The organism is Paenibacillus intestini, assembly GCF_030803945.1.
In the GTDB taxonomy this organism is placed as follows: Bacteria; Bacillota; Bacilli; order Paenibacillales; family Paenibacillaceae; genus Paenibacillus; species Paenibacillus polysaccharolyticus.
Genome location: NZ_JAURUN010000001.1, coordinates 851,732 through 874,313 on the forward strand (window position 1 = coordinate 851,732; position 22,582 = coordinate 874,313).

Sequence of the window (22,582 nt, forward strand, 5' to 3'; positions counted from 1 at the left end):
GGAGGCCACGCATTGTTCGCTCGTCTGAATGTCTTTACCAAAATTACACTGTTATTTGTAGCATTGCTTGTCCTGGTTTTGTTTCTGTACACCTATTCGAACCGGGAAAGTGTACGGGTGATCGAACACGAAATTCAGAACAATACTATGAATCATTTGTCCACTTTTGCCGATTCTGTAGAATCCAATATTTACCAACTATCTCTCTATGGAATGTCCATTGGGCAAGATTCGAGCATACAGGAATATCAGCGGCCGGATTACACAGATGTGCCTTATGAACGTGTCAAAGTTGGAAGCGCTATTCTTGAAAAGATGAATCTGTATAATGCAGCCAGCAAATGGCATTCCACCATCACCCTTTATTTTCCAAGGTTGCAAAAAGTCATTTCTACGGATTATTATGCTTATATCCCGTATGCGGAGGATGAATTTTCCAAGCCACTTTCGAAATCATGGGCATATAAGCATAATCAATTCGAGTGGTACACGACCGATCCAACGACAGCGATTGACACCCCTGGGAAGTCGAGGCTGATTACCAAGATCAGCTTTCCAGTACATCATTTGATCAATATGCTGGATCAGAACAAATTGAATAACAAAGGTGACCCCTTTATGTTCCATCCCGAGTTTGGCTTAATTAGCAACAGTAGTGGAAATGGCACATTGACTGCGATTCAGTCCAAGCTGAAAGAGATGTCGTTGCAGGGAAAAGGCGGATTCACCACGACGCTCGACCGCACAGAATACTATGTTTCGTACATAGAGTCAGGCAGTCTGGGATGGTACTATGTTGACTACGTGCCTATGCAGCAAATTCTAGGGCCGATCACAAATAGTCGCAATCTCTTCTACGCTTCCATAGCCGTTTTAATTGCCATGAGTGTTGTTGTGTTGTATGTGCTGTATCGTAGTGTGCAGCTTCCATTGCTTCAATTGGTGAAGGGAACGAACCGTTTGTCGACCGGAGATTTCTCTGTTCGATTACATCATTCGTCACGTAATGAGTTCAGTTTATTGTTTGCACGATTTAACATCATGGCACAGCGAATTCAGGAGTTGATTGAGAATGTGTACGAAGAACAACTCCGAAGACGTGAGGCCACACTGAAGCAGTTACAATCACAGATTAACCCGCATTTCCTATACAATTGCCTCTTCTACATCAAAAATATGGCGAGGATGAAAAATGAGAAAGCCGTTGTGGCGATGGCTCTTAATTTAGGTGAGTATTATCGATACATCACCAGGTCGGAGAATGATCAGGCCACCATCAAAGAAGAGTTGAACATGGTGAAAAATTACCTGCAAATCCAGGCACTCCGGCTGGAGCGAATGCATTTTACCATCGATGTACCGGACGATATGCTTCATAAAACGTTACCCCGTTTAAGCTTACAACCTATCGTTGAGAACGCTATTATTCATGGCATTGAACCCCGTACGGAAGACGGTCATATCAATATAACGGGTTATCATACGGATGAAATGTGTACGATCACCGTCGAGGACAGCGGGCTGGGTATGACCAAGAATCAGATGCAAGAATTGGTTGATAATCTTAACAAACCGCTTGATGGCAACATGGGATGCGGAACTTGGAATGTTCATCAGCGTTTGTCTTTTTTGTATGGTGAAGATGCGGGTCTAAGCTATGAACATACGCCTGGCGGAGGCGTTAAAGTAAGCATTACATGGTACAACAATATCAATGAGTAGGTGAAGTACATGTTACAAATTTTGTTAGTTGATGATGAACGTTCGGTAGTAGAAACGCTGGCGGAGACCATTCCGTGGGAAAGCTGCGGAATCGGCACTGTACACGAAGCGTTGTCAGGTGCCGTAGCGCTGGAAATTATGGAGAATCATGATATTGATATCGTAATCACTGACATTCGGATGCCTGAGATGTCCGGTATTGAATTAATCACGGCAATTCACGAAAAATGGTCGCATGTGCAGACGATTTTACTCTCGGGCTTTGCCGACTTCGAATACGCCAAACAAGCGATGGCTCAGGAAAGCTTTGATTATTTGCTGAAGCCTGTAAGTGATGAAGATCTGATCGAAACCGTACAGCGACTCGTTGACCGGATCAAGCAAAAATGGGAAGCGGCGGCCTCCTATCAACGTGCCTTACATGCATTCCAGGATAACTTGCCGTTATTGCAATCTACGATGCTTCATGAATTGCTGACAGGAAAAACCTATACCCCCTCCGCACTCGCGGACAAGTTGGAATTACTAAATCTGCCCTACTCGGTAGGTGAGGAGCTGGGCATGCTTGTCATTCGAATGGAAGAGCATCTATCCGAGATGGCTGACCATGATCTTTCACTGATGCAGTATGCCATTAGCAACATTATCAGCGAGGTGACGCAGCACCATTTTCATATGTGGCATACGCGGGATGTCCATGATTATCTGGTTGTACTGGTTAGTGTCAAAAAAGGCGGTATGCATAATGTGAGCAAAGAGGAGAAACCTCAAGCTTTGCTGGAACATTACGCTGCCCAAATTCAGACAAACGTTCAGTTATATTTAAAAGGGGCTATTTCAATCGCAGTCTCTCACTGGGGCAAGTTTCCTAATGAGATCGGAGAGATTTATGAGAGTGCTGTCAGATCCATGCGGAAGCGTATGGGACATGCTCAGGGCTTGTTCATTACGGCATCAGATGATAAGGATGTACATCCCCTTCCTGCCATCCGCTCTCTGTACAAACCCCCAACCCTAATTAGTCTTCTCGAAGCTGGTCGCTTTGACGATGTGGAACAGAAGATTGAGATCATTTTCGAAGAATTGCTTGAATCGGCCCAACATCATGATATCGCGGAAACAACGATTGAGGTTTATCATGCTTTGGCTGGAGCCTTTGCTTATATCATCCACAAGAACGGAAAACAGATCTCTTCTGTCCTTCCTGCCGAAACGTATAAATACTTTCAGGCTCCAAGCTATGCTACCGCCCAGCAGTTGAAAGACTGGTCGATCCGCACACTTCATTCCATCAGTGAAGACGCAGAACAGGAGCTTAAGGATAATCACAGCACCATCGTTCGCAGTGTCAAAAGCTTTGTGGATTTGCATCTGGCTTCCGATGTTTCCCTACCGGCTATTGCCGATCATGTCCATCTGCACCCGGTGTATCTTTCCAAAGTGTATAAGGCAGAGACTGGAGAAGCGCTGACAGCCTATGTCTATCGGTTACGGATGGAAAAAGCAGCATACTATTTGCGTTCATCCAGCGCCAAGGTATTCGAAATTGCGGAGCTTGTGGGCTACAACAACACGGCGTATTTTATTCGGGTATTCAAAAAGTTTTACGATCTGACACCGCAGGAATATAGAGAGAATCTGCCGGTGTGAAGCAAAAAGGCCTCGCTGGAATGTTTCCAGAAAGGCCTTTTCTTTGTAGTTTTCTACCTGCCTTAGCAGCTTCGTTAGAATGAAATAACGGAGAAAATCAAGTTACTTCGCTCGTACTTACTTGCCGCTAGTTACGGATTGATACCACTCATTAACTTCCTTCGTATTTTGATCTCCACCGGAAGAATTCCACTTCTCTACAAACGTATCAAAAGCATCAACCGGAGCTTTACCATAGATGATTTGCGAGAACAGGTCCTTCTCCATTTTGGTTAAGATGTCGTTGTTCATTTGCATGGACATCGTTGGTGCACCTGTGAACATCTGTTTTAATGCGATATCTTTTTGATCCTGAACAATCTTCGCCGCTTCCACCATTGGTGCTGGTACACCAGACTTGAGTTTTTTCTCGAAAGGTGTTGTAGCTTCTTCACCGTTAGCAAACTTCGCAAGCGTAGTCATGTTCAGACTCGGGATACGTGCACCGTCAAACGTTAATGTGTATTTCTCAGGTGCATAACCGCCTGTCACACTAGCATCCGTTGTTACTTTGCCGTCTTTCATTGCCCAGTCGTAGCCTTCAGCAAAGCCGTGTTCGAATTCATCACCTGCTTTTGGATTTGCATAGTGATCAAAGAGATAGTTTTGATATGTGAAAAAGACTTCCGGGTTCTTCATATCTTTGTTAATCAGAATTACACCGTTGTCGTTCGCGGTACCGCGTCTGCCTGCCTTGCCATCAGGTCCAGATGGAATCGGGTAAGCTTTGTACTCCGCTTCCGGATTGTTTTTCTTCACATCTTCGAGCGGCCATGACGGCATCCAGTGAGGTCCGACAACAATTCCTGCTTTACCTGCTGTAAACTCTTCTGCTGCTTTGGTTTCATCATAGACCCCGGCTTCTTCTGGAATGTATCCTTTTTTCATCCAGTCAGCCAGTGTTGCCAAAGCTTGTTTTGCTCCTGGATTTACAGAGCCATACTCCAGTTTGCCTTCTGCGTTCAGATTCCACTGATTTGGCATCGTGCCATAGGCTCCGAAGACCCAACCAGCATCAGACATCCATGTGCTGAGCCAGTTTTTGAATCCGATGGTCAGACCGTAGGTGTCTTTTTTACCATTGCCATCTGGGTCTTTATTCGTAAACGTATCCATGATCACTTCAAGATCAGCCAGCGTTTCGGGTGCTTTCAGATTAAACTTCTTCATCCAATCCTCGCGAATCCACATCACTGGATCACTGTTGTAGGAGTAATCCAGAATCGGAATACCAATTCGTTTACCATCCTGCATATACGGATACCATACGGAAGGATCTTCATTCACGGCAGCTTTCCAGGTATCACTTGCGTATTTGTCAAACAACTCTCCAGCATCGACGAACTTGCCCGTTTCAATCAGCTCACGTGCCAGATTGAAGTCGCCGCGATACGAGATGATGTCCGGCATTTCTGCATTGGAAGCCAGCGACAGACGAAGCTTCGTTTCAAACGCGTTGTTGGTGGATGGTGACACCCATTGATTTTTCAATTCAATGCCGAGCTTGTCTTTTGCCCATTTCGTGTGTACGTTATTGTCCTGATCTTCACCAGATTTGAATTTGATTTCGGGTCCCCAAGGACGTAAATAAGTAAGTTTTACGGGTGGATCATACTTCCCGTCCTTCAATTCCAGTGCAGTACTCGGTGTGCTCGGTGCAGCCTCTTTACTTGCTCCACTGTTACACCCGCTCAGAACTGCTGTAAGCGCCAACATTCCGGCCAAAGCCAAACCGCCAATCTTTCTTTTCCTGATTGTTCTCAACTTGTGTGTCCCCCTGTATGTAGTGATGTTGTCTACAGAGTCCATCATAATGAATGAACCATATGGATGCCCATACTAATATTGCAACATTTATTGTATTTATTTAGGATATTAAAAAGTGAATACATATGTTGCATTAGTACAATGTCTTACTTCTGTCTCTCTTGTTAATTAGGGGGAAAACACTTCCGGGTAATCACTCTTCCAAGCGCCCATACAGCCAATTAAGCAATACTTAACACATGTGATCACACTGCTGTCCTCATCCGTTTCATATTCAACAGAAATATTGATGTCGGATTTACGCCAAGCCAGATAAGGGCCACTGCCGCCAAGCCAGTCACCCTGCTCATAGATATCCGGTTGACCATATGCTTCAATCCATTCGTCAGGTGTTGCATTCATCGTTATGCCTTTGGGCAATTGTCCTGCAAACGGTTTTTTAATTCGATCGTCCGAACCCGGTGCAAGAAAATAAATCGCTCCAATGATCCACTCATCCGCAGGGAGATCATCACGTCCGGTTAACGTATTGATTTTGGGGGAGCGATACACATCAATACGCACAGATGCTTTAACAGACCAGATGATGTCATCCTGAAAAGGACCGTCTGGCTTCGCTATTCTTTTTACACCGAAAGATTCCAGTAAGGTTTGTACCTGCTTAGCATCATATGGTTGACCCAACAGTTCGATAAACTGCTCAGATGATTGATTGTTATTGGTATCGTTGTTGTTACTCATGTTCATGTTTTTCCATCCTCTCGAGTGAGATCGATTTTGCCCTTTTCTTTCATCATCTTACGTTTTATTCGTTCTGTAAAGATTGAAAATGAACATAAAAAACAGAGGAGCATGGGATGAGATCCCCTCCTCTGTTTCATGTGGCTATATGGCTACTCCTGAGTAGTCATAAGCTCCTGTTAATTACTTGTATATTTCACCCAATCATATTCGGCATGCAATGGATTAGCACCGTTATATGACCCCAGCCATCCGTCCACGCCAGTTCCATTCCAGATATTCATCATAATTTTACCCGGTGTTTTCGGAATATTGGTTGTAGCCGTATGTTTAAGCACACCGTCGACGTACCACTTAATGTGACCTGGCTGCCAATCAAACGCATACGTGTGGAATCCCTGGGACGCATCAAAGCCCAGATTTACGATTTTCTCATGATTTCCAACGCCGTTCGTATAATAATTGAATTGGACTTTCGTTGTGTCTTTGCCCAGGAACTCGATATCAATCTCATCCCATTGTGTGCCATGAGCAGGACCGGTATAGGTGAAAAAAGAAGATACAATTCCTGTATTTTTAGCAGGCTTCATGCTTACTTCGTACAGACCATACCCGTAAGTATTCGTTGACCGATATTCACCACAATCAAACTTGTTGTTTGAAGGACTTGTCAGACTCAACCGCAGCTTGCCATCATTCGTAAAATTAGCATTATTTGCCCGCCACGTACAATTGAACATGGAACCGTTGGAATACCCATCCGCCTTCTGCCAGGTACTTGCATTGTGATACGTCAACGGTTCCCAAAACACCCATCCCGCGAAAGCGCTTACCGAAATAAATAATGAAACCACTCCTGATACCATTAATGTGAACCATGTCTTCCTCTTCATCAATACACCTCCACCTTTGATTCCAACCATGTAAACAAATGAACACAACTCCTTTTCGTTCTTAGATTCAACAGCCAGTCAATCGATTTAATTATTTTTGTAAAGCGCTTACATTGGTTGGTATTTCCATTTTATATGCTACATAATGGACGAACTATAGCAAAGTTTAAAGAACTCATATTCATTTTTTAAGATTGCTTCCCTTTGCCAGGCGAAATGCCTAAAGGCCCATTTTAAATGAACAGGCCTCGTTATTTACTACGTACGACTCGCAATCCCTGATCGGGACCAAGGCCATTCGCATCGAATTTTCCTGGATATGAAATCTCTTCTGTATTTACACTGCTAACCCAGCCGCCTCCCTTGCTGACTCTCCAAGTGTTATCCGGGGTTTCCGGGTGGCTGTGCCAGTCCCAGCACCATTCTCTAACATTACCAGACATATCATAAATGCCTAGTTCATTGGCCTTCTGCTGACCGACTGGCTTGGTTTGATTCCGATTGTTTTCAATGGCAGGCCAGTTCCAATCTCCTGTTAACGGTTTTTCACCGGCATTCATCCAGTACCACGCCACTTCGTCTGGATTGTTGCTTCCGCTATAAGTAAAATTCTCACTCTTTTGTCCGCCACTTGCGGCATATTCCCATTCTTCTGCCGTTGGCAGCCGATATCCATTCGCATCTTCATTGATGGTTACAGTCCATTTGACATTATCGTTTTCATTCTTATTATTCGTATCCATCGTTTCTTTATCAATGGTGTAATACGGTTTGAGATTTTCCTTCATGCTACGTGCATTACAGTATTCGATTGCATCGTACCAGCTCACTCTTTCCACGGGCCGGTCTTCACCTTTAAAACCAGAGGGATTGTCTCCCATAACGTCAGCCCATTGTTTCTGGGTTACTTCATATTTGCCGATATAAAAGTCAGACAGTGTGATATCTTTCCCGCTATAACTGGTTTTACTGCTCTTAAATGCTCCACCCTCTACCAATACAAGATCATCGCTCACGGTTGTACTGCCACCTGTCGAACAAGCACTTAATCCAACAACAGTTGCGATGAGCAGAAATACCATCCACTTTCTCATCTGGAAGTCTCCTTTAAAACGGGAATTGAGAGCAAGACAGATCCGTAGACCTGTCTTGCTTGAATCTAGGCTGGAAAAAAACGATAATGACGACTACCAGACAGTCACATTCGAGCTACCGCTACTTTGATATCCTTCAGTTGCCATCACTTGATAGGACCAGCTGTTCCCTAAGTACATTCCTTTGCTCGCCCACGCATTTACGTGATTCTGGAACGTAATTTGGGAGTTCACACCGATTGGACGTTTAGATTGTCTAACACTCCAGTATTGCGGGAATGTTGAATACCCGTCAATAGATGGCTGATTGTATCTCATTGTTGTATAGATGTCATACGTACCACCGTCACTAGTCATCGTGCCTTTGTAAGTTCCTGTCGGGCGGTATGTGCCCCAGTTATCTACCACATAGTATTCAATAAGTGCGTTACGGGTCCAGCCATAGAACGTCAGATAACCATTGCCGGAAGGTGAAAATACACCAGCGTTATAGTTAACCACACGATTAGGTGTGCCGTAAGTCCAACCTTTACCAACAACAAAATTCCCTGTATTTTGCCAATTGACACTGTAATTACCACCCGAACCGTTCACAGCATTAACGTAACCCCCGCCATCCGTCCAGTTCTGCCAGTAATCTGTAGCACCCGTCGTAGCGGCGAATACACCAAAACTCATGGAAGCTGCAAGAACAACGGTCAACAATTTTTTGCCGAATTTGAACATAGGGAAAAACCTCCTGATATTTTATTTTTGTAATTCACTTACCTGAAGAGACGCTGGGAAAAAAGATACAGATCATTTTTCCATACGGGCCAGTCGTGCCCTCCGCTTTCTTCATACCAAATATGAGGTACGCCATGCTGCTTCATATACTCATGAACATCAACACTAATCTGAATCAGATTGTCCTGATCACCACAAGACACCCAGAGCAATGACAGAAGCGATGTCGCTGTAGCGGGATCTGGAACAAGTACTTCCGGCGCTTTAGTGTTCGGCGCTGCTGAAAAAGCACCAATCCATGCAAAATGATCCAGATTACGTAGTCCAATGTTTAAAGACTGTCCTCCACCCATAGACAAGCCAGCGATGGCTCTTTTGTCCCTTGTTTGAGCTACCGGGTAACGGGACTCCATATACGGGATAAGATCCTGAATAAGATCCGATTCAAATTGTTCAAATGCCCGAATTTTCTCAGGATCAAAGAGGTCGCCTTCCGCAAGGTCGTTAGACATTGCACGCCCATTAGGACAAACAACAATCATCGGCTGGATGAGATGATCGGTGTAGAGGTTGTCCAGGATGATGGCAGGAGAACCATAGGTATGCCACTCCTTCTCATCCCCTCCAATTCCGTGCAGCAGATAGAGTACAGGATAGGTAAGCTCCGAAGAAAAGCCTGGCGGCGTATATACCATCGCTTTACGCACGTTGCCAACCGTCTTGGAATCATACTCTATCGTTTCAACTACGCCGCGTGTTATGTTATCACGATACTGGTCAAAACCAGCAGATGCTGAAGCTATCATTGGTCTTACTCCTTTCACGGTTAGCAAAATCCTCTAAACCTCAAATCAAGTTCCCGCTAATCAACGTAACCAAAACCCAGAATGGTGAACTGCTTGTCCTTCTGTCCAGGTGCCATGTCAATCTCAATAACATGTTTCCCCACTTCCTTGTTACTAAATAGAAGCATGGCATGGCAATGAGTCCAGTTCACTTGGTGCGGATCCGCCTCTTTGACAAGTTCACCATCTACTTTAATATGGGCCGTTCCGAAGCTATCACTGTCTGAGTCTTTAAAGATCAGGATGAGCCGGCTGCACCGCAAATGCAGCTCGAAACCTTTGTCACCAGCTGTTTCGCCAGGAACATACATCCAGTTGTTCGGAAAAAGCGGTGTACCATAATCATGATCGTCCATCTCGGTCATCTGGAGCTCTGTGTCTATGAGACTGAAGCTTCCTGATTCAATCTGGCCAATCTGCTCCCCGTTTTTCCGATCCAATAGTTTGACATTCACATAATCATTTCCAATAATCGGTAACTTCGTTAATTCATCTTCTTTCTGATCGAGATTCGTACGATCTGTCACACGAAACAAATTCGCCAGTGCATCCGCCATGATCCGATGTCCCACATTGGTGGGATGATAAATATCATGGAAGTATTGCTCTTTGGTTATTATGCCACCTTCATCTTTCGTCTTCTGAAACTGCTCTACAAGAGCATCCTTCATGCTCACCATAGGCAGATCATAATGAAAGCCTACAGGAGCGAGACGATCCTGAAGATTCCAATCATTTTTAAACACACTGAAAAGCAGGATGACCGCTGGTTCGTTACTAGAAGCAAGCGCTTTCAATACTAAGCTTTCGTAACAGTTTCCACGCGTCTCATCGTCAGCATCGTTTACCGCAAACTCGATAATAACAATGTCCGGTTGCACGCTGCCATCCCGGAGCACATCCCGCTCATAACGAATGACGCCAAGTTGCGAAGGCGTCCCGCCTACACCCGCCTTGATCAGCTTTACTGCACTGCTGTCCATCGAAGCGAACATTTTTTTAAAGTGTTCATAAGAGTGGTAGGCATAACTTTGGAGATGAATCGGTGCTGCACCAGCGCCATGAGTAATCGATCCCCCAATAAAAGCAATGACAACAGGTTCACCACGTCTGGCTTTCTCGATCGCTCTCTTTAATCTGACGTTGTTCCCCAAATTCAGGAGTGATCTGTCGATCATGTCAAGATAAGTCGGAGAGTTATAATCAAATTCAGCCTCAAATGATGAAACGGTAACTCCTACGGGGTCACGTGGTGCATGGGTTCCTTGATTCTCATCTACATCTCCTGAATCGCCAAGCATGTTACATCCTCACCAACCTTCCAGCGAAAATTTACACTCTGAGTATTGCCATGTGAAGAAACCTGGACTTGACTGATGTCGATATCAGGCGGTTCCTTCTCTCCGAGTGTAGCGCTTACATAATTTAACAACAACCTGATAAACTATAGGACTTGCCTAAATATATCATCCGTATCACGAAATGGAAATAGATGGTATAACACACCTATAATTTTCCATGTAAACGCTTTAATTTGAGTAGTATTACGAATGATATACTTTCATATATAAGCATTTTAGAAGGAGGATCTCATGAATATCACAGGAAAAGGCGCTTATGAGACAGGTACATATGTCAATCTTTTTCACAAATCGGGGTATAACGAAGAAGAAATCAACGCAAGGCTGGAACAGACTTGGAATGATCTTTTTTATGGAGATGAACATACACGAATCTACTATCCTGTTGGCGAAGACAAAGCTTATATGTTGGACACGGGTAACGACGATGTTCGTTCCGAAGGTATGTCCTATGGCATGATGATGGCTGTACAGATGAATAAAAAAGAGGAATTTGATCGTCTGTGGAATTATGCTCATACCTATATGCAACATACGGAAGGACGATACAAGGATTATTTTGCATGGCATTGCAAACCGGATGGAACCCGTCTATCTCCGGGGCCTGCTCCTGATGGTGAAGAGTTCTTTGCCATGGCGTTATTTTTTGCCTCGAATCGCTGGGGTGATGGGCCGGCCCCTTATGATTACAGAACTCAAGCTCAGAAGATTCTACATGCTTGTCTGCATCAAGGAGAACAAGGTGAAGGCGATCCCATGTGGGAAGCGAGTAACCGACTAATCAAGTTTATTCCAGAGTTACCTTTCAGCGACCCTTCCTATCATCTTCCTCATTTCTATGAACTGTTTGCCGAATACGCGAATGAAGCAGATCAGACGTTCTGGAAAGAAGCTGCCGAAGCAAGCCGGGTTTATTTGCGTACAGCCTGTCATCCGGTAACCGGGCTTTCGCCTGAATACGCCAATTATGACGGCACTCCTGCTCCGATTCAGCCGCACGGGGATTTCAGGCATTTTTACAGTGATGCCTATCGCGTAGCAGCTAATATTGCCCTAGACTGGGAATGGTTCCGTAAAGATCCGTGGCAAGTGGAACAATCCAATCGGATTCAGGCCTTTTTCAGTGATATCGACGTAGCGGATTATCGCCGGTATACGATCGAGGGTGAGGCTTTTGACGAACCTGCACTGCATCCTGTAGGTTTGCTGGCAACCAATGCGATGGCTTCACTGGCAGCAGAGGGCCCTCATGCAGATGATTTTGTTCGGTTATTCTGGAACACACCGCTTCGCCAGGGAAAACGTCGTTATTACGATAACTGTCTTTATTTCTTCACCATGCTCGCCTTAAGCGGAAGATATCGGGCATATTAAGACGCAAATACGACAAAAAAGACGGGCCCACCGCATGCTGCGAGTAAGGTCCGTCTTTCCTTTAATTTGTTCTGTTATTTGGATGACACGGATGAAGCATCATACGCAGACTGCATAATTTCCAGATAACGATTCATATTCAACCCTTCCAGTCCTTTCACATACTCATCCCAGTCTTTATCCAAACTCTTTGCTCCTGTAACAAATTGTAACGCATTCTGGTCGATATAATCCTTGATATTGGTTTGCATCATGCTGGTTTCATCCGCAAGGGATGGATCAACCCACAATGCCCAATGCGGGAAAACCTCTTTAGGTTCTTTACCTTCCATCAACAATGTTGCTTCGTACAGGCGACGTTCATACCCATCGTTGGCATAGATATCTGTTCCCTGTACTTCTGCATCGCGATATGCCCGGTGATGATTGTACTGGCTTAATGCAGCCCAGCTATCATTACGAGGTTCTTCTCCGGATGGAAGCGGAATCGCTTTATAGAGCGGCTGTACCTGATCATTCAGAGCCACTTCTCCCTCTTCCGGTTTGCGCCAGCTTAAGCCTTCTTCGCCCAGATATGAAGCCATAGCTCCTTCTTGGGTATAGAAGTAATCCAGCATTTTTATGGCTGTAATCTGCGTTTGCTCACTGGCTTTGTTGGTCAGTACAAATGTTGCACCAGGATCGACCGGATAGTTGTACGAAGCATATTCAGCATTTGGCCCTTTTAATGGTGGAATCGGATTGTAATCATTGCCGTATGGTGACCCTTCAGCCGTGGTTACGAACAAGGATGGATGCATAGCCGCTCCTGCACCCAGAAGCTGCGCGTCAGCATTGTCTCCAATTTTCTTGAAGGCACCTACATTCTGCGTAAAAGCACCCGGATCAATCAACCCTTCATCATATAAGGATTTGATGTACATAAGACCTTCTTTCCACTCCGGTTTATTCGCTACCGTTTCAACTTTGCCTTGATTCAGAATGAGGTAATTCCGGTCATCGTCATAGATGAAACCATTCATCAGATAGGGAATAATGTGTACACCAAAGTTCTCCGTAGAACCACTCAGAGGTACTTCATCTGCCTTGCCGTTTCCGTTCGGATCTTTCGTTTTAAACGCTTTCAGCATTTCCCGGAACTCTTCTGTCGTTGTTGGTTCTTTGATATTCAGCTGCTCCATCCATTTGGTATTCACCCACATCTTGTTTGGATACGAACAGTGGAAACACTCATTCAGCCCGGTCAGTCCATAGATTTTACCGTCAGGTGCGGTATTCATTGCTTTGTAGTAATCATTGCTATCGAGCACCTTCTTGATGTTAGGCGCATGCTGATCAATCAGATCATTCAGCGGCAGGATCACACCCTGTTGCCCGAACTTCAACAAGTCAGTCTGTGAGAAACGATCTACCCAAGGGATGAGCAGGTACAGATCCGGATAGTCCCCGGAAGCCAGGGATATCTGTCTTTTTTCAGCTGCTCCATCAAAAGGAACTGTCGTCCAGTTGAACTTGATATTGAACTTTTCCTCCATTTTCTTCGTGAATTTATTGGTTGCGAGGTTCATATCCGATCCTTGGTGCACAAACACATTCATCGGGACTTTCCCGTCCGCATCCACTTCCCCATTGCTCTTATCGGATGACGAGCAGCCTGCTAGTACCAACGTAAGAACCAGCACACCTATTAATCCAAGCGCACTTATTTTTTTCAATAAAATCCTCTCCCTCATGAAAGTTGTAATTGACTTATCCTTTAACTGAGCCAATCAACATGCCTTGTACGAAATAACGTTGTACAAAAGGATAGATGATCAGAACCGGTAAGCTGGCCATGACAATCAAGGAGTACTTCATCAGTTCAGCCATTTGCTGTTGTTTGATCATTTCGGAAGCATCCATATTGCCTGAGCTACCTAGAATAAGAATACTTCGTAAAATCAGCTGTAGCGGGTAGAGCGACTGCGATTTCAGATAAATAAGTGCGTCGAAATAGGCATTCCATTGACCAACCGCGTACATCAACGACAGCACGGCCACAATCGGCTTGGCAAGTGGTAATATGACACTGAAGATAAACCGAATATCACTGCACCCATCGATATCAGCCGCCTCTGACAGCTCATCCGGTATGGAATTTTGAAAGAAGGTTCGCGCAATAATGACTTGCCACACCCAGATCGCATTTGGAATCAGAAGTGCCCAGCGTGTATCGATCAGTCCCAAGGATTTAACAACCAGATACGTTGGAATTAAACCACCAGCAAAGAGCATCGTGAACGTGATGAAGATCATCAACGTGCTGCGTCCGACAAAAGTCTTTTTGGACAATGGATAAGCAATCATAATCGTCAACGCTACGCTGATAAACGTACCGCAAATGGTATAGAACAATGAGTTTGCATATCCCATCAGTACTTGTTCATTTCGCAATACCGCTTTGTATCCTTCGAATGACAGATCAACCGGCCAGAGCCATACTTTGCCTGAAGAAACGGCTGACGGACTGCTGAGTGACGAACTTACGATGTAGATCAAAGGATACAGCACAGCAACCAGCACGAGTGACAGAATGATGTAGATTGCCGTAATAAACAGACGATCCCCAAGCGATTCTCTAATGACAGGGTTTTTGTTCGCTCGTGAACGGCCTGCCTGTGATTGTAAATTAGACATCCTTCAAGTCTCCTCCCCTCCGTGTGGTTACCATAAGCTTGTATTGGACAGCCGTTTTGCGGCTGCATTGACCGTTAACAACAAGATGAGATTAATGACAGAGTTGAACAAACCAACTGCTGTAGCGAAGCTATAGTTCGCATTGAGTAGTCCCATTTTGTAGACATATGTTGATATAATTTCCGAAGCAGATAGGTTTAACGGGTTTTGCATCAAGTATATTTTCTCGAATCCAACCGCCATGATGTTCCCGACGCTCAAAATTAAAATAATGACGGCCGCCGGCAACAAGCCGGGCAAATCCACGTTAATAATCTTCTGCAGTCGATTGGCTCCATCCACTTTAGCAGCCTCATACAATGAAGGGTCGATGCCAGCAAGGGCGGCCAGATAGATGACTGCTGAATATCCCATACTCTGCCATACATCAGAAAAAACATAGATTGAGCGGAACATGTCTGGATTGCCCAGGAAATTCACCGATTCAAACCCAAGTGCACCTGCAATCGTATTGACAATACCAAGCCTCGGCGAGAGGAATAACATGATAATCGATACCATAACCACTGTAGATATGAAATACGGTGCGTAGGTTACCATCTGCACGGTTTTCTTAAACTTCATGTTTTTGATTTCATTTAAAGCTAGTGCCAGCAAGATCGGGATCGGAAATCCGACAATGAGGCTGTAAAACGAGATGAGAAGCGTATTTTTGATTAAAGTCATAAAAGCGGGATTCTGGAAAAGCAGGTCGAAATACTTGGTGCCAGCCCAAGGGCTCCCCCAAATTCCTTTGATGACGTTATAATCCTTAAATGCAAGGACCGTATTCACCATCGGTACATATTTGAAAACGATAAAGTACACCACCGGAGGCAATATGAGCAGATATAACTGCCAATGCCTCCTGAAACTTCTGGCTAGCGCATGCTGTAATGTTGATCGCTTGCGCTCCTTCACACCGGCCTTGCTTTCACTTGTTATTGTTGTTCTCAGAATCATCCCCCCAGTCAGTGAACCCTATGGTTGAAGTGAGCGTCACCTTGTGTTGGTAGCGCTTTCTTTGTGCCCATATCATAAGTTCGACCTGAGGGAATCGTAAAGGTACATCTCGGAAATCAGCGTACATTATACGCATAGATACTATATGAGCAGCGTACATTCACTGACCTAATTATCCATCTTCCGAAATACACTTGGTGAAATGCCGCGTACTCGCTTGAATGCTCTGCGGAAAGAATGCGCACTGTTATATCCCGTAGAAAGTGCGATTTCATCAATGGTTTGACCACTTTCCCGAAGCAGTCCAGACGCTGCATCGATCCTCACCCGCTCCACATAATCGGAAAGATTCTCTCCGGTATGCTCTTTGAATAGTTGGGAGATGAATTTTTCGGATTTCCCCATATGCTCGGAGATTCGGCAGATCGTCAAATTCGCGTCGCCATAATGATTTTCAATATAACACGTAATTTCTTGTACGGTATCCGCATGTGTGGATGATCTTTTTCGCAGCACTTCTTTGCACATATCTTCGGTTAAGCGCTTGAATTTACCACGTAATGCGGCAATGGAATCGGTAATCTGGATACTGGTAACACCATTTTTGTATTCTTCTGCAAAGGAATCATCGTGTTTGATTTTGGGCTCATCCAGCTTCAGGTATGTTCCCTTTAACTCCATAATAAATTGTTGTGCCATCTCATAGGAAAGTTCGCGCTCTTCGAAATTGCGTGCAAACAGCTGATCCAAAATACGAAGAGCCTCTTCCAGTTCTCCTGCCTTGATCGTATTCAGCAAGCGCTGTTCTGACTCAATGGGATAATAGTACATTTCATTTTCCTTCAATGTATCTTCAAATCGGACGAGCTCATCTGCTCCCATATGAATCGCATATTCCATGGCCTGTTTGGCTTCATCAAATGAACGGCCTGCATCATTCCAAACTTCGTATGCGGCTCCGGTACCGATTGTTGTTGATATCCGGTATTCCTTATAAATGAGTTCGGTTAATCTGCTGAGTTCAGACTCACAATGACGTATTGCTGTTTCCAGCGGCATCTCGGTTACGGGACATATAAAAGCAATCTGATCTGTGCCCCAGTCCGTCATCAGCAGACCTTCGTTCCATTCTGTCATCGTCTGTCTGATAATTAATTTCGCCACACCAAGCTCCTGAATCGTTTCTTCGCTATCCAGACTCGCATAACCGTTCACCTTGAGCAAACCAGTGATCCCCTGGCTGTTCTCAATGGATAGTTGTGTCTGAGAAGAAATAGCTTCCAGTTCACGAGTAGTATAGAACTCACCCGTAAGCAGACGTTTGATGAATCCATCGCGCAAGAGCGGAATTTGTTCATTCAGCGCGTTCTCCAGCGATTGATTATTGGCGATTAAATGATGAATATGGCTTGCTAGAAAATCATACTCATTACGCCTTTTACCTGAAGGTTCACTGACTTGTTCTCGGAAGGCAGACAACAGTTTGTAGATGGGGGCACTATTTCGATAGGCCAGGATCAGTCCAAAACCTAAACCAAGCGTCAATGTTGCAAGCGTAAAGGCCAATGTCACTTTCTTGATCTGATCCGCATTGGTCATAAGTGCTTTCTCGGGAATACCTGCCATGTAACTCCAGCCGTTTCGATCTGAATGAATGGATATAAGCAGTCGGCCATCTTCAATAGGCTGTACCTCATTCGAATCGTTACCCACATTTTGCGCCAAACGCTGCGCTTCTGCTTCTTCAATACCGCGTGAGAAGATAATTTCGCCGTTCGCATCTCGAACCAAAGTCCAGCCGCCATACTGATCAACGATATGCTGGGTCAGGCTAGCCATCTCATCTTCATCAATTAAAACACCAATGGTAGCCTGTGGTTTATTGAAACTATTCAGCGGCAAGGATTGCAGAAAGGTAATTGCCGGTGCGGTGGTACGCAAGTTGCTGCTTATTTCACGTTTGTAATTCTGAAGTGGAATAATCTCATTAAAGTGTGGCTTTTTCAATATGTTTTCGCTCCACTCTTCGAAGGTCATACCCTCCATTGCATTGGCTGCATAATAATGTTCTGGCCTGTAATAGACCGTATTCGGTGTAATAATGACGTTATAGTTTGGAATGTAAATAAAAAAATGGGATAAGTATTCGTTTGTACTGCTGTACATGGATAAACTTCGCTGCATTTTACCTATGCCATAAACATTGTAGGAATCCAGTGGTTTGGGATCGGCAATCAAACGGTACAGCTCCTGATTAATGGCTAATTGCCTCGTAAACGCTTCGACCTGTAGCAGATTCCGTTCAATGATTTCTTTGCCCAGATTCAGAGACTTCAGACTGTTCTCTATCGAGCTGGCCCTTGCCGCTTCAATGGATGCCCGATAAGAGGCGTATCCGGCGATCTGTGGAATCATTAGAATGATTAGATACGAAATCAAATAACGACGGAACATCGGTGAAAATTTGGACCATAGGAGCTTCAATGTACTCCCCCCTTTTTCTAATCAAGCGCTTACATTTAACGGTGTATGATCATCATTTCATGATACAACGGGCATTTCTGAACAGTGAAGGTACAACTTCTTCCCTATGGTACATTTACACCTGTAGCTATACAATACTTGATTTCTCCAGCGTAATGTGCAACTTCACGAGACAAAGGCAATGAATAACAACCTTTCAGTCATCCCATTTCGTTGTATCCATACATAGGTACAATAAAAATAACCTTCTCAAGTCATCAGATGACCTGAAAAGGTTATTTGTTGCCACTAATTTCGTGATGGAAATGTTGAGGTTAGTTAATTACTAACCGCTACGAATTTCCACTGTTGGTTCGTTGCGCCCGTGTAGGTGTTCTGTTGAAGTTTGGCTCCATCCGATGTGGAAGCGTTCTCAACTTCAATGGCTTTATTGCTGTTCACATTGATAATGCTGTAGTACCCATTGCCGAGATCATTCACTTTGAAATGCTGTGCCGTTGTATTGAGATTAGCCATAAGTTGCACAGCTTCACCATTGGTCTGTGTACCGTTACGAATGTCGATCACTTTATCAGGTGAATTCACACTCGTCAGCGTGTAGTTGCCCCCACCAATGGAGGTTAGCACCCACTTCTGAGGATTACCGCCCAGATCACTCCATTGTTGTAATTGGAGATTGTTCTGATTTTGCCCACCGGGAACATCAATCACTTTATTGGAATGGCGTGCTACAATTTTGTACGTTGCACCAGACACCAGACCTGTAGACGGATTTGTTGGATTGGTTGGAGTACCGCTACCATAATTCTGGGACCGTTCATTGTACCAGTTGAACAAGAAACGTCCCATCGCACTTCGAGATGCATCTCCATCCCACTTCAGTCCTGCGGTTGGATCAGCGAATGAACTGCGTGCTCCCGGTTCGAGGATAAAACCATTCATATGAGCCGCGATACTGACATTGCCTGCTGCATTGAAGATGGTTTTGGTATTCGTCCCAAAACCTTCATTACTACCGTTGAACAGATTCCAGTAAGCTGAATCACCTGGTTTATTTTTGAACCATGTCACTTCCGTGATGTTAATTGGATATTTATCCGCAGCAGCCTTCACATTGGTGTTCCATTGATCTTGCAGAATGTTGAAGTTGTCATAGGCTCCGTACCCTGGATACCAGTGAACCGCATAACCGTAGTTATTCAGAGGGTCCGTCAACGGATGACTTGCTGTCAGGCTGTAGAACTGATTGTAACCCAGACCCGCAGCCCAGATGACGTTGTCTGCACCCTGATTACGAATGGTGGAGATCATGGAATTTTGGAAGTTACGCAAGTCATTCCAATGATCCACGAAATCATTTTCTCCGTTGTATCCACCCCAGTGTCCGTTGGCATACGATTTCACCGGCTCATTAATCAGTTCGAAGTGAACATTGTCTGCACTTTTAATCTCTGGACGGGAGGCAAGATAACCCCAGATTTGATTGAACTTCTGCAAGTTGGCAGCTGTCGTAGCCTGATCATCCTTCAAGGTGAAGTCCAAGCCCAGAACGACATATACCCCTTTGGTTTTTGCATACTGGATATAAGGAATGATGACGTTCTGCGTCACAGTCTGCACACCGGCAAAGTTATATGTACCTGCCGCCACATCTCCCATGTCCTGACGGTCAATGAACAGACGCACCTGATTCATTTTCCAGCCATGATTGCTGCCATATTTCGGACTGGTATCTGCAAATGTGTCTGTGATGTCTTTCAGATAGGCCAATGTTGCGGCATGACGATTGTTACCATGAAGGTTGAGGTAATAATTGCTGTCCTGATACGTCCAGTATGCGCCGGAGGGTTGATGCCAGCCATTAAGGAGTACAGGTTGATTGTTGCTGTTGACCAAGTGTTTGCCACTCACTTTTAGTTTCCCCATAGGCATACCTACCCAGGCATCAGCTTGGCTACCGCCCCAGGGAGCAATCGTAATCAGTAATGCCAGAACGAGTAAAAGCTTGCAAGACATCATGAACTTTTTCACTGCTATTCCTCCTGTTTGATTAAATTGGCTTACATTACTGCGATAGGAAGCTACCGTCAAACCTGATATTTAACAAGATCAACATTTAACCTCATCTAGACTCGGTTGGCGCGCGCTCCCTTAAGCCATTCCATATCCAATGATAACGCGGGTTGTAACACATAAGATTAGCTGTACGCCATTCGGTGAAACTCACCTCATTGAGGTAAGCTTCCTTGGAATAGTCCTTAATATAATTCTTGGAATCACTCATGAGATATGCCTCCTTTCGTTTAGGAATGTTTGAACATGTAATAGCTGTACACTTCTTCGCTCTAAACGGCTATCCTACGATACCTGTACGCTCCACACTTTCCACGAAATATCGTTGTACAAATAAATAAATGATAATTAACGGGAGAATTGCAAGCAGAATACCTGTATCCTGAATCATGCTCAGATAGAACGGATCGGCCTGAGAGGCTGCACCGTCTGTCACCTGTTGAGCGAGATTGTACGGCAACGACGATAACTGTGTTGACATGACTTTACTCGAAGTCAGATATGTTGTTGTGTAGAAGCTGTCGTTCCATTGCCATACGAAGGAAAATAGCATGACGGTGACCATGGATGGAATGGCATTCGGTAGCATGATCCGAGTGAATGTGCGACTGATCCCAGCGCCGTCAACATATGCAGCCTCCTCTACTTCTTTCGGGATGCCTCTGAAAAATTGGCGGAATATGAAGATATACAAACCTGCCTTTAGTGAATTTGCGGTAACGGCTGTCAGAATAAACGGCCAGTACGTATTGAGCAAGTTCACCGGCTTCCCGGAAAACAGCGTCATCAGGCCCATCAGATCAAAGCTTTTCAGATTGAGATATACGGGAATAAGAATGGTTGTTGGCGGAACAAGAATCGTCAGAATGACTCCTGCAAACAGCCAGTTGCTTCCTTTGAACTTCAATCTGGCGAATCCATAACCTGCAAGCGCGCATGAGGCTGTAGTCAACAGTGTTGTTGTAGCGGACAATGCAAACGTATTAAACAGCGTTACCCAGTAATCCATGACACGAATGGCCTGCTTAAAATTGTCGATCGAGAAGTTCTGCGGAATCCATACAACTACTGCCGAATAGAGATCGCCCTTGGCCTTGATCGATGTGGATATTTTTTGGAATATCGGAAATAAAATAACAAAGGAAAGTCCGGTGATCAGAACAAATCGGATGATAGACCACAGCCAACTCTTCCATTGCTCAAGCGATAATAATCGTGATGTCGTCACGCGGAATGCCCTCCTTTCTAATCTTGATAGAAGACTCGTTTTGAGAAAATGATCGATACGATCACTAGAATAATGGCAATGGCTACGAAATACACCCATGCCATCGCGGAGCTAAGACCAAAGTCAAATTTCACAAATCCCGTGTCCCGAATCAATTTGGTCATCGCATTATTCGCAAAGGAATCAATAATTGTATAGATCGCGTTTACAAAAATAAGCGGGCTGACCATCGGAAATGTGATTTTCCAGAAAGCCTCGTATCCTGTCGCCCCTTCCATCTTGGACGCTTCATAGAGCTGCGGGGAGATCGTTTGAATACCGGCCAGGAAGATCAAAATTTGTACACCCGATTGACTGACAATCTGGTAGATTCGATCAACTGCACCACTTAAATACGTAACAATCCATTCGCTTACACCTGCATTAAGCATCAGACCTTCCAGTTCCAATGTGCCAAAAGCACTTCCGCCTGTGCCGTTCTGGTTCACAGCTTCAATTAAACTTGTGCTTTCGAGCGACATAATGACGCCGGATGCCAGAATAACAGGCAAGAAAAAGATCGATCTTGCCACAGCTCGGCCTCTGAATTTCTGATTCAGAATGACTGCAAGAAACAAACTGAAAATGACAATAAGCGGTACATTCACAAGTACATCTGTAATGGACTCAATCAGTGCCCGGTTAAAGCTTGTATTTACGGTAAGTGCCTGAATATAATTGGCGAACCCCGTAAATTGAATCGCTATTCCTTCTGCGTTGGCTTGAATGGTGCTCATGCTGTATCGCAGAGACGCCAGTAGCGGAACGAAGAAAAACAATACAAATCCGATCAGCCACGGAAGTACGTAGATGACACCCCACATTGCTTTTTGCTGAGCATACGTACGACTTCCCCATTTCGATTTCA

General features: G+C 44.6%; 18 protein-coding genes. 3 read left to right on the plus strand and 15 right to left on the minus strand.

What is annotated here, in order from left to right; genetic code table 11:
* Window positions 1-12: 12 nt before the first annotated feature.
* Together J2T16_RS03670 and J2T16_RS03675 are read left to right on the plus strand one after the other, a co-directional pair.
* Window positions 13-1,722 (plus strand): sensor histidine kinase, encoded by a 1,710-nt coding sequence (locus J2T16_RS03670; RefSeq protein WP_221788775.1) that lies wholly within the window; start codon window positions 13-15, stop codon window positions 1,720-1,722.
* Between the two features lie 9 nt (window positions 1,723-1,731).
* Window positions 1,732-3,372 (plus strand): response regulator, encoded by a 1,641-nt coding sequence (locus J2T16_RS03675; RefSeq protein ID WP_090915981.1) that lies wholly within the window; start codon window positions 1,732-1,734, stop codon window positions 3,370-3,372.
* Between the two features lie 117 nt (window positions 3,373-3,489).
* Here the strand turns inward: J2T16_RS03675 and J2T16_RS03680 are convergent, their stop codons facing one another.
* The 7 genes from J2T16_RS03680 to J2T16_RS03710 form a co-directional block, all read right to left on the minus strand.
* Complete coding sequence (locus J2T16_RS03680) at window positions 3,490-5,127, minus strand: extracellular solute-binding protein (protein ID WP_186809677.1); 1,638 nt, start codon at window positions 5,125-5,127, stop codon at window positions 3,490-3,492.
* A gap of 219 nt (window positions 5,128-5,346) precedes the next feature.
* Window positions 5,347-5,925 (minus strand): hypothetical protein, encoded by a 579-nt coding sequence (locus J2T16_RS03685; protein ID WP_260510878.1) that lies wholly within the window; start codon window positions 5,923-5,925, stop codon window positions 5,347-5,349.
* A gap of 173 nt (window positions 5,926-6,098) precedes the next feature.
* Window positions 6,099-6,812 carry a beta-glucanase gene (gene bglS, locus J2T16_RS03690; protein ID WP_090916502.1) on the minus strand — a complete coding sequence of 238 codons (714 nt, stop codon included), beginning with the start codon at window positions 6,810-6,812 and terminating at the stop codon, window positions 6,099-6,101.
* 251 nt (window positions 6,813-7,063) lie between these two features.
* Window positions 7,064-7,906 (minus strand): formylglycine-generating enzyme family protein, encoded by an 843-nt coding sequence (locus tag J2T16_RS03695; RefSeq protein WP_336119925.1) that lies wholly within the window; start codon window positions 7,904-7,906, stop codon window positions 7,064-7,066.
* 93 nt (window positions 7,907-7,999) lie between these two features.
* The gene (gene xynA / locus J2T16_RS03700; RefSeq protein ID WP_154889082.1) at window positions 8,000-8,632 is read right to left on the minus strand and encodes an endo-1,4-beta-xylanase XynA; all 633 of its coding nucleotides are present in this window, start codon (window positions 8,630-8,632) and stop codon (window positions 8,000-8,002) included.
* A gap of 38 nt (window positions 8,633-8,670) precedes the next feature.
* The gene (locus J2T16_RS03705) at window positions 8,671-9,438 is read right to left on the minus strand and encodes an alpha/beta hydrolase (RefSeq protein WP_336119924.1); all 768 of its coding nucleotides are present in this window, start codon (window positions 9,436-9,438) and stop codon (window positions 8,671-8,673) included.
* Window positions 9,439-9,494: 56 nt separating this feature from the next.
* Complete coding sequence (locus tag J2T16_RS03710) at window positions 9,495-10,778, minus strand: GDSL-type esterase/lipase family protein (RefSeq protein WP_154984044.1); 1,284 nt, start codon at window positions 10,776-10,778, stop codon at window positions 9,495-9,497.
* Window positions 10,779-11,069: 291 nt separating this feature from the next.
* Between J2T16_RS03710 and J2T16_RS03715 the strand changes: the two genes are divergently transcribed.
* Window positions 11,070-12,212: a family 8 glycosyl hydrolase gene (locus J2T16_RS03715; RefSeq protein WP_336119923.1), complete on the plus strand. Its 1,143-nt coding sequence runs from the start codon at window positions 11,070-11,072 to the stop codon at window positions 12,210-12,212.
* Window positions 12,213-12,286: 74 nt separating this feature from the next.
* Here J2T16_RS03715 and J2T16_RS03720 read toward each other — a convergent pair whose 3' ends face one another.
* From J2T16_RS03720 to J2T16_RS03755, 8 genes are all read right to left on the minus strand, one after another.
* Window positions 12,287-13,945, minus strand: coding sequence for an ABC transporter substrate-binding protein (locus tag J2T16_RS03720; protein ID WP_336119922.1), 1,659 nt, complete (start codon window positions 13,943-13,945; stop codon window positions 12,287-12,289).
* Between the two features lie 16 nt (window positions 13,946-13,961).
* Window positions 13,962-14,888: a carbohydrate ABC transporter permease gene (locus J2T16_RS03725; RefSeq protein ID WP_251503561.1), complete on the minus strand. Its 927-nt coding sequence runs from the start codon at window positions 14,886-14,888 to the stop codon at window positions 13,962-13,964.
* A gap of 27 nt (window positions 14,889-14,915) precedes the next feature.
* Window positions 14,916-15,770: an ABC transporter permease gene (locus J2T16_RS03730; protein WP_499017897.1), complete on the minus strand. Its 855-nt coding sequence runs from the start codon at window positions 15,768-15,770 to the stop codon at window positions 14,916-14,918.
* Window positions 15,771-16,058: 288 nt separating this feature from the next.
* Complete coding sequence (locus tag J2T16_RS03735; RefSeq protein WP_499017787.1) at window positions 16,059-18,374, minus strand: helix-turn-helix domain-containing protein; 2,316 nt, start codon at window positions 18,372-18,374, stop codon at window positions 16,059-16,061.
* A gap of 318 nt (window positions 18,375-18,692) precedes the next feature.
* Window positions 18,693-20,405: an RICIN domain-containing protein gene (locus J2T16_RS03740; protein ID WP_221788761.1), complete on the minus strand. Its 1,713-nt coding sequence runs from the start codon at window positions 20,403-20,405 to the stop codon at window positions 18,693-18,695.
* Between the two features lie 91 nt (window positions 20,406-20,496).
* Entirely contained in the window at window positions 20,497-20,658 is a 162-nt protein-coding gene (locus J2T16_RS03745; RefSeq protein WP_221788760.1) for a hypothetical protein, read from the minus strand.
* A 69-nt stretch (window positions 20,659-20,727) separates the two neighbouring features.
* Window positions 20,728-21,675 (minus strand): carbohydrate ABC transporter permease, encoded by a 948-nt coding sequence (locus J2T16_RS03750; RefSeq protein WP_090915961.1) that lies wholly within the window; start codon window positions 21,673-21,675, stop codon window positions 20,728-20,730.
* Window positions 21,676-21,692: 17 nt separating this feature from the next.
* A complete protein-coding gene (locus J2T16_RS03755) occupies window positions 21,693-22,538 on the minus strand; it encodes a carbohydrate ABC transporter permease (RefSeq protein WP_090915959.1) in 846 nt (281 codons plus the stop codon).
* Between the last annotated feature and the right edge of the window lie 44 nt (window positions 22,539-22,582).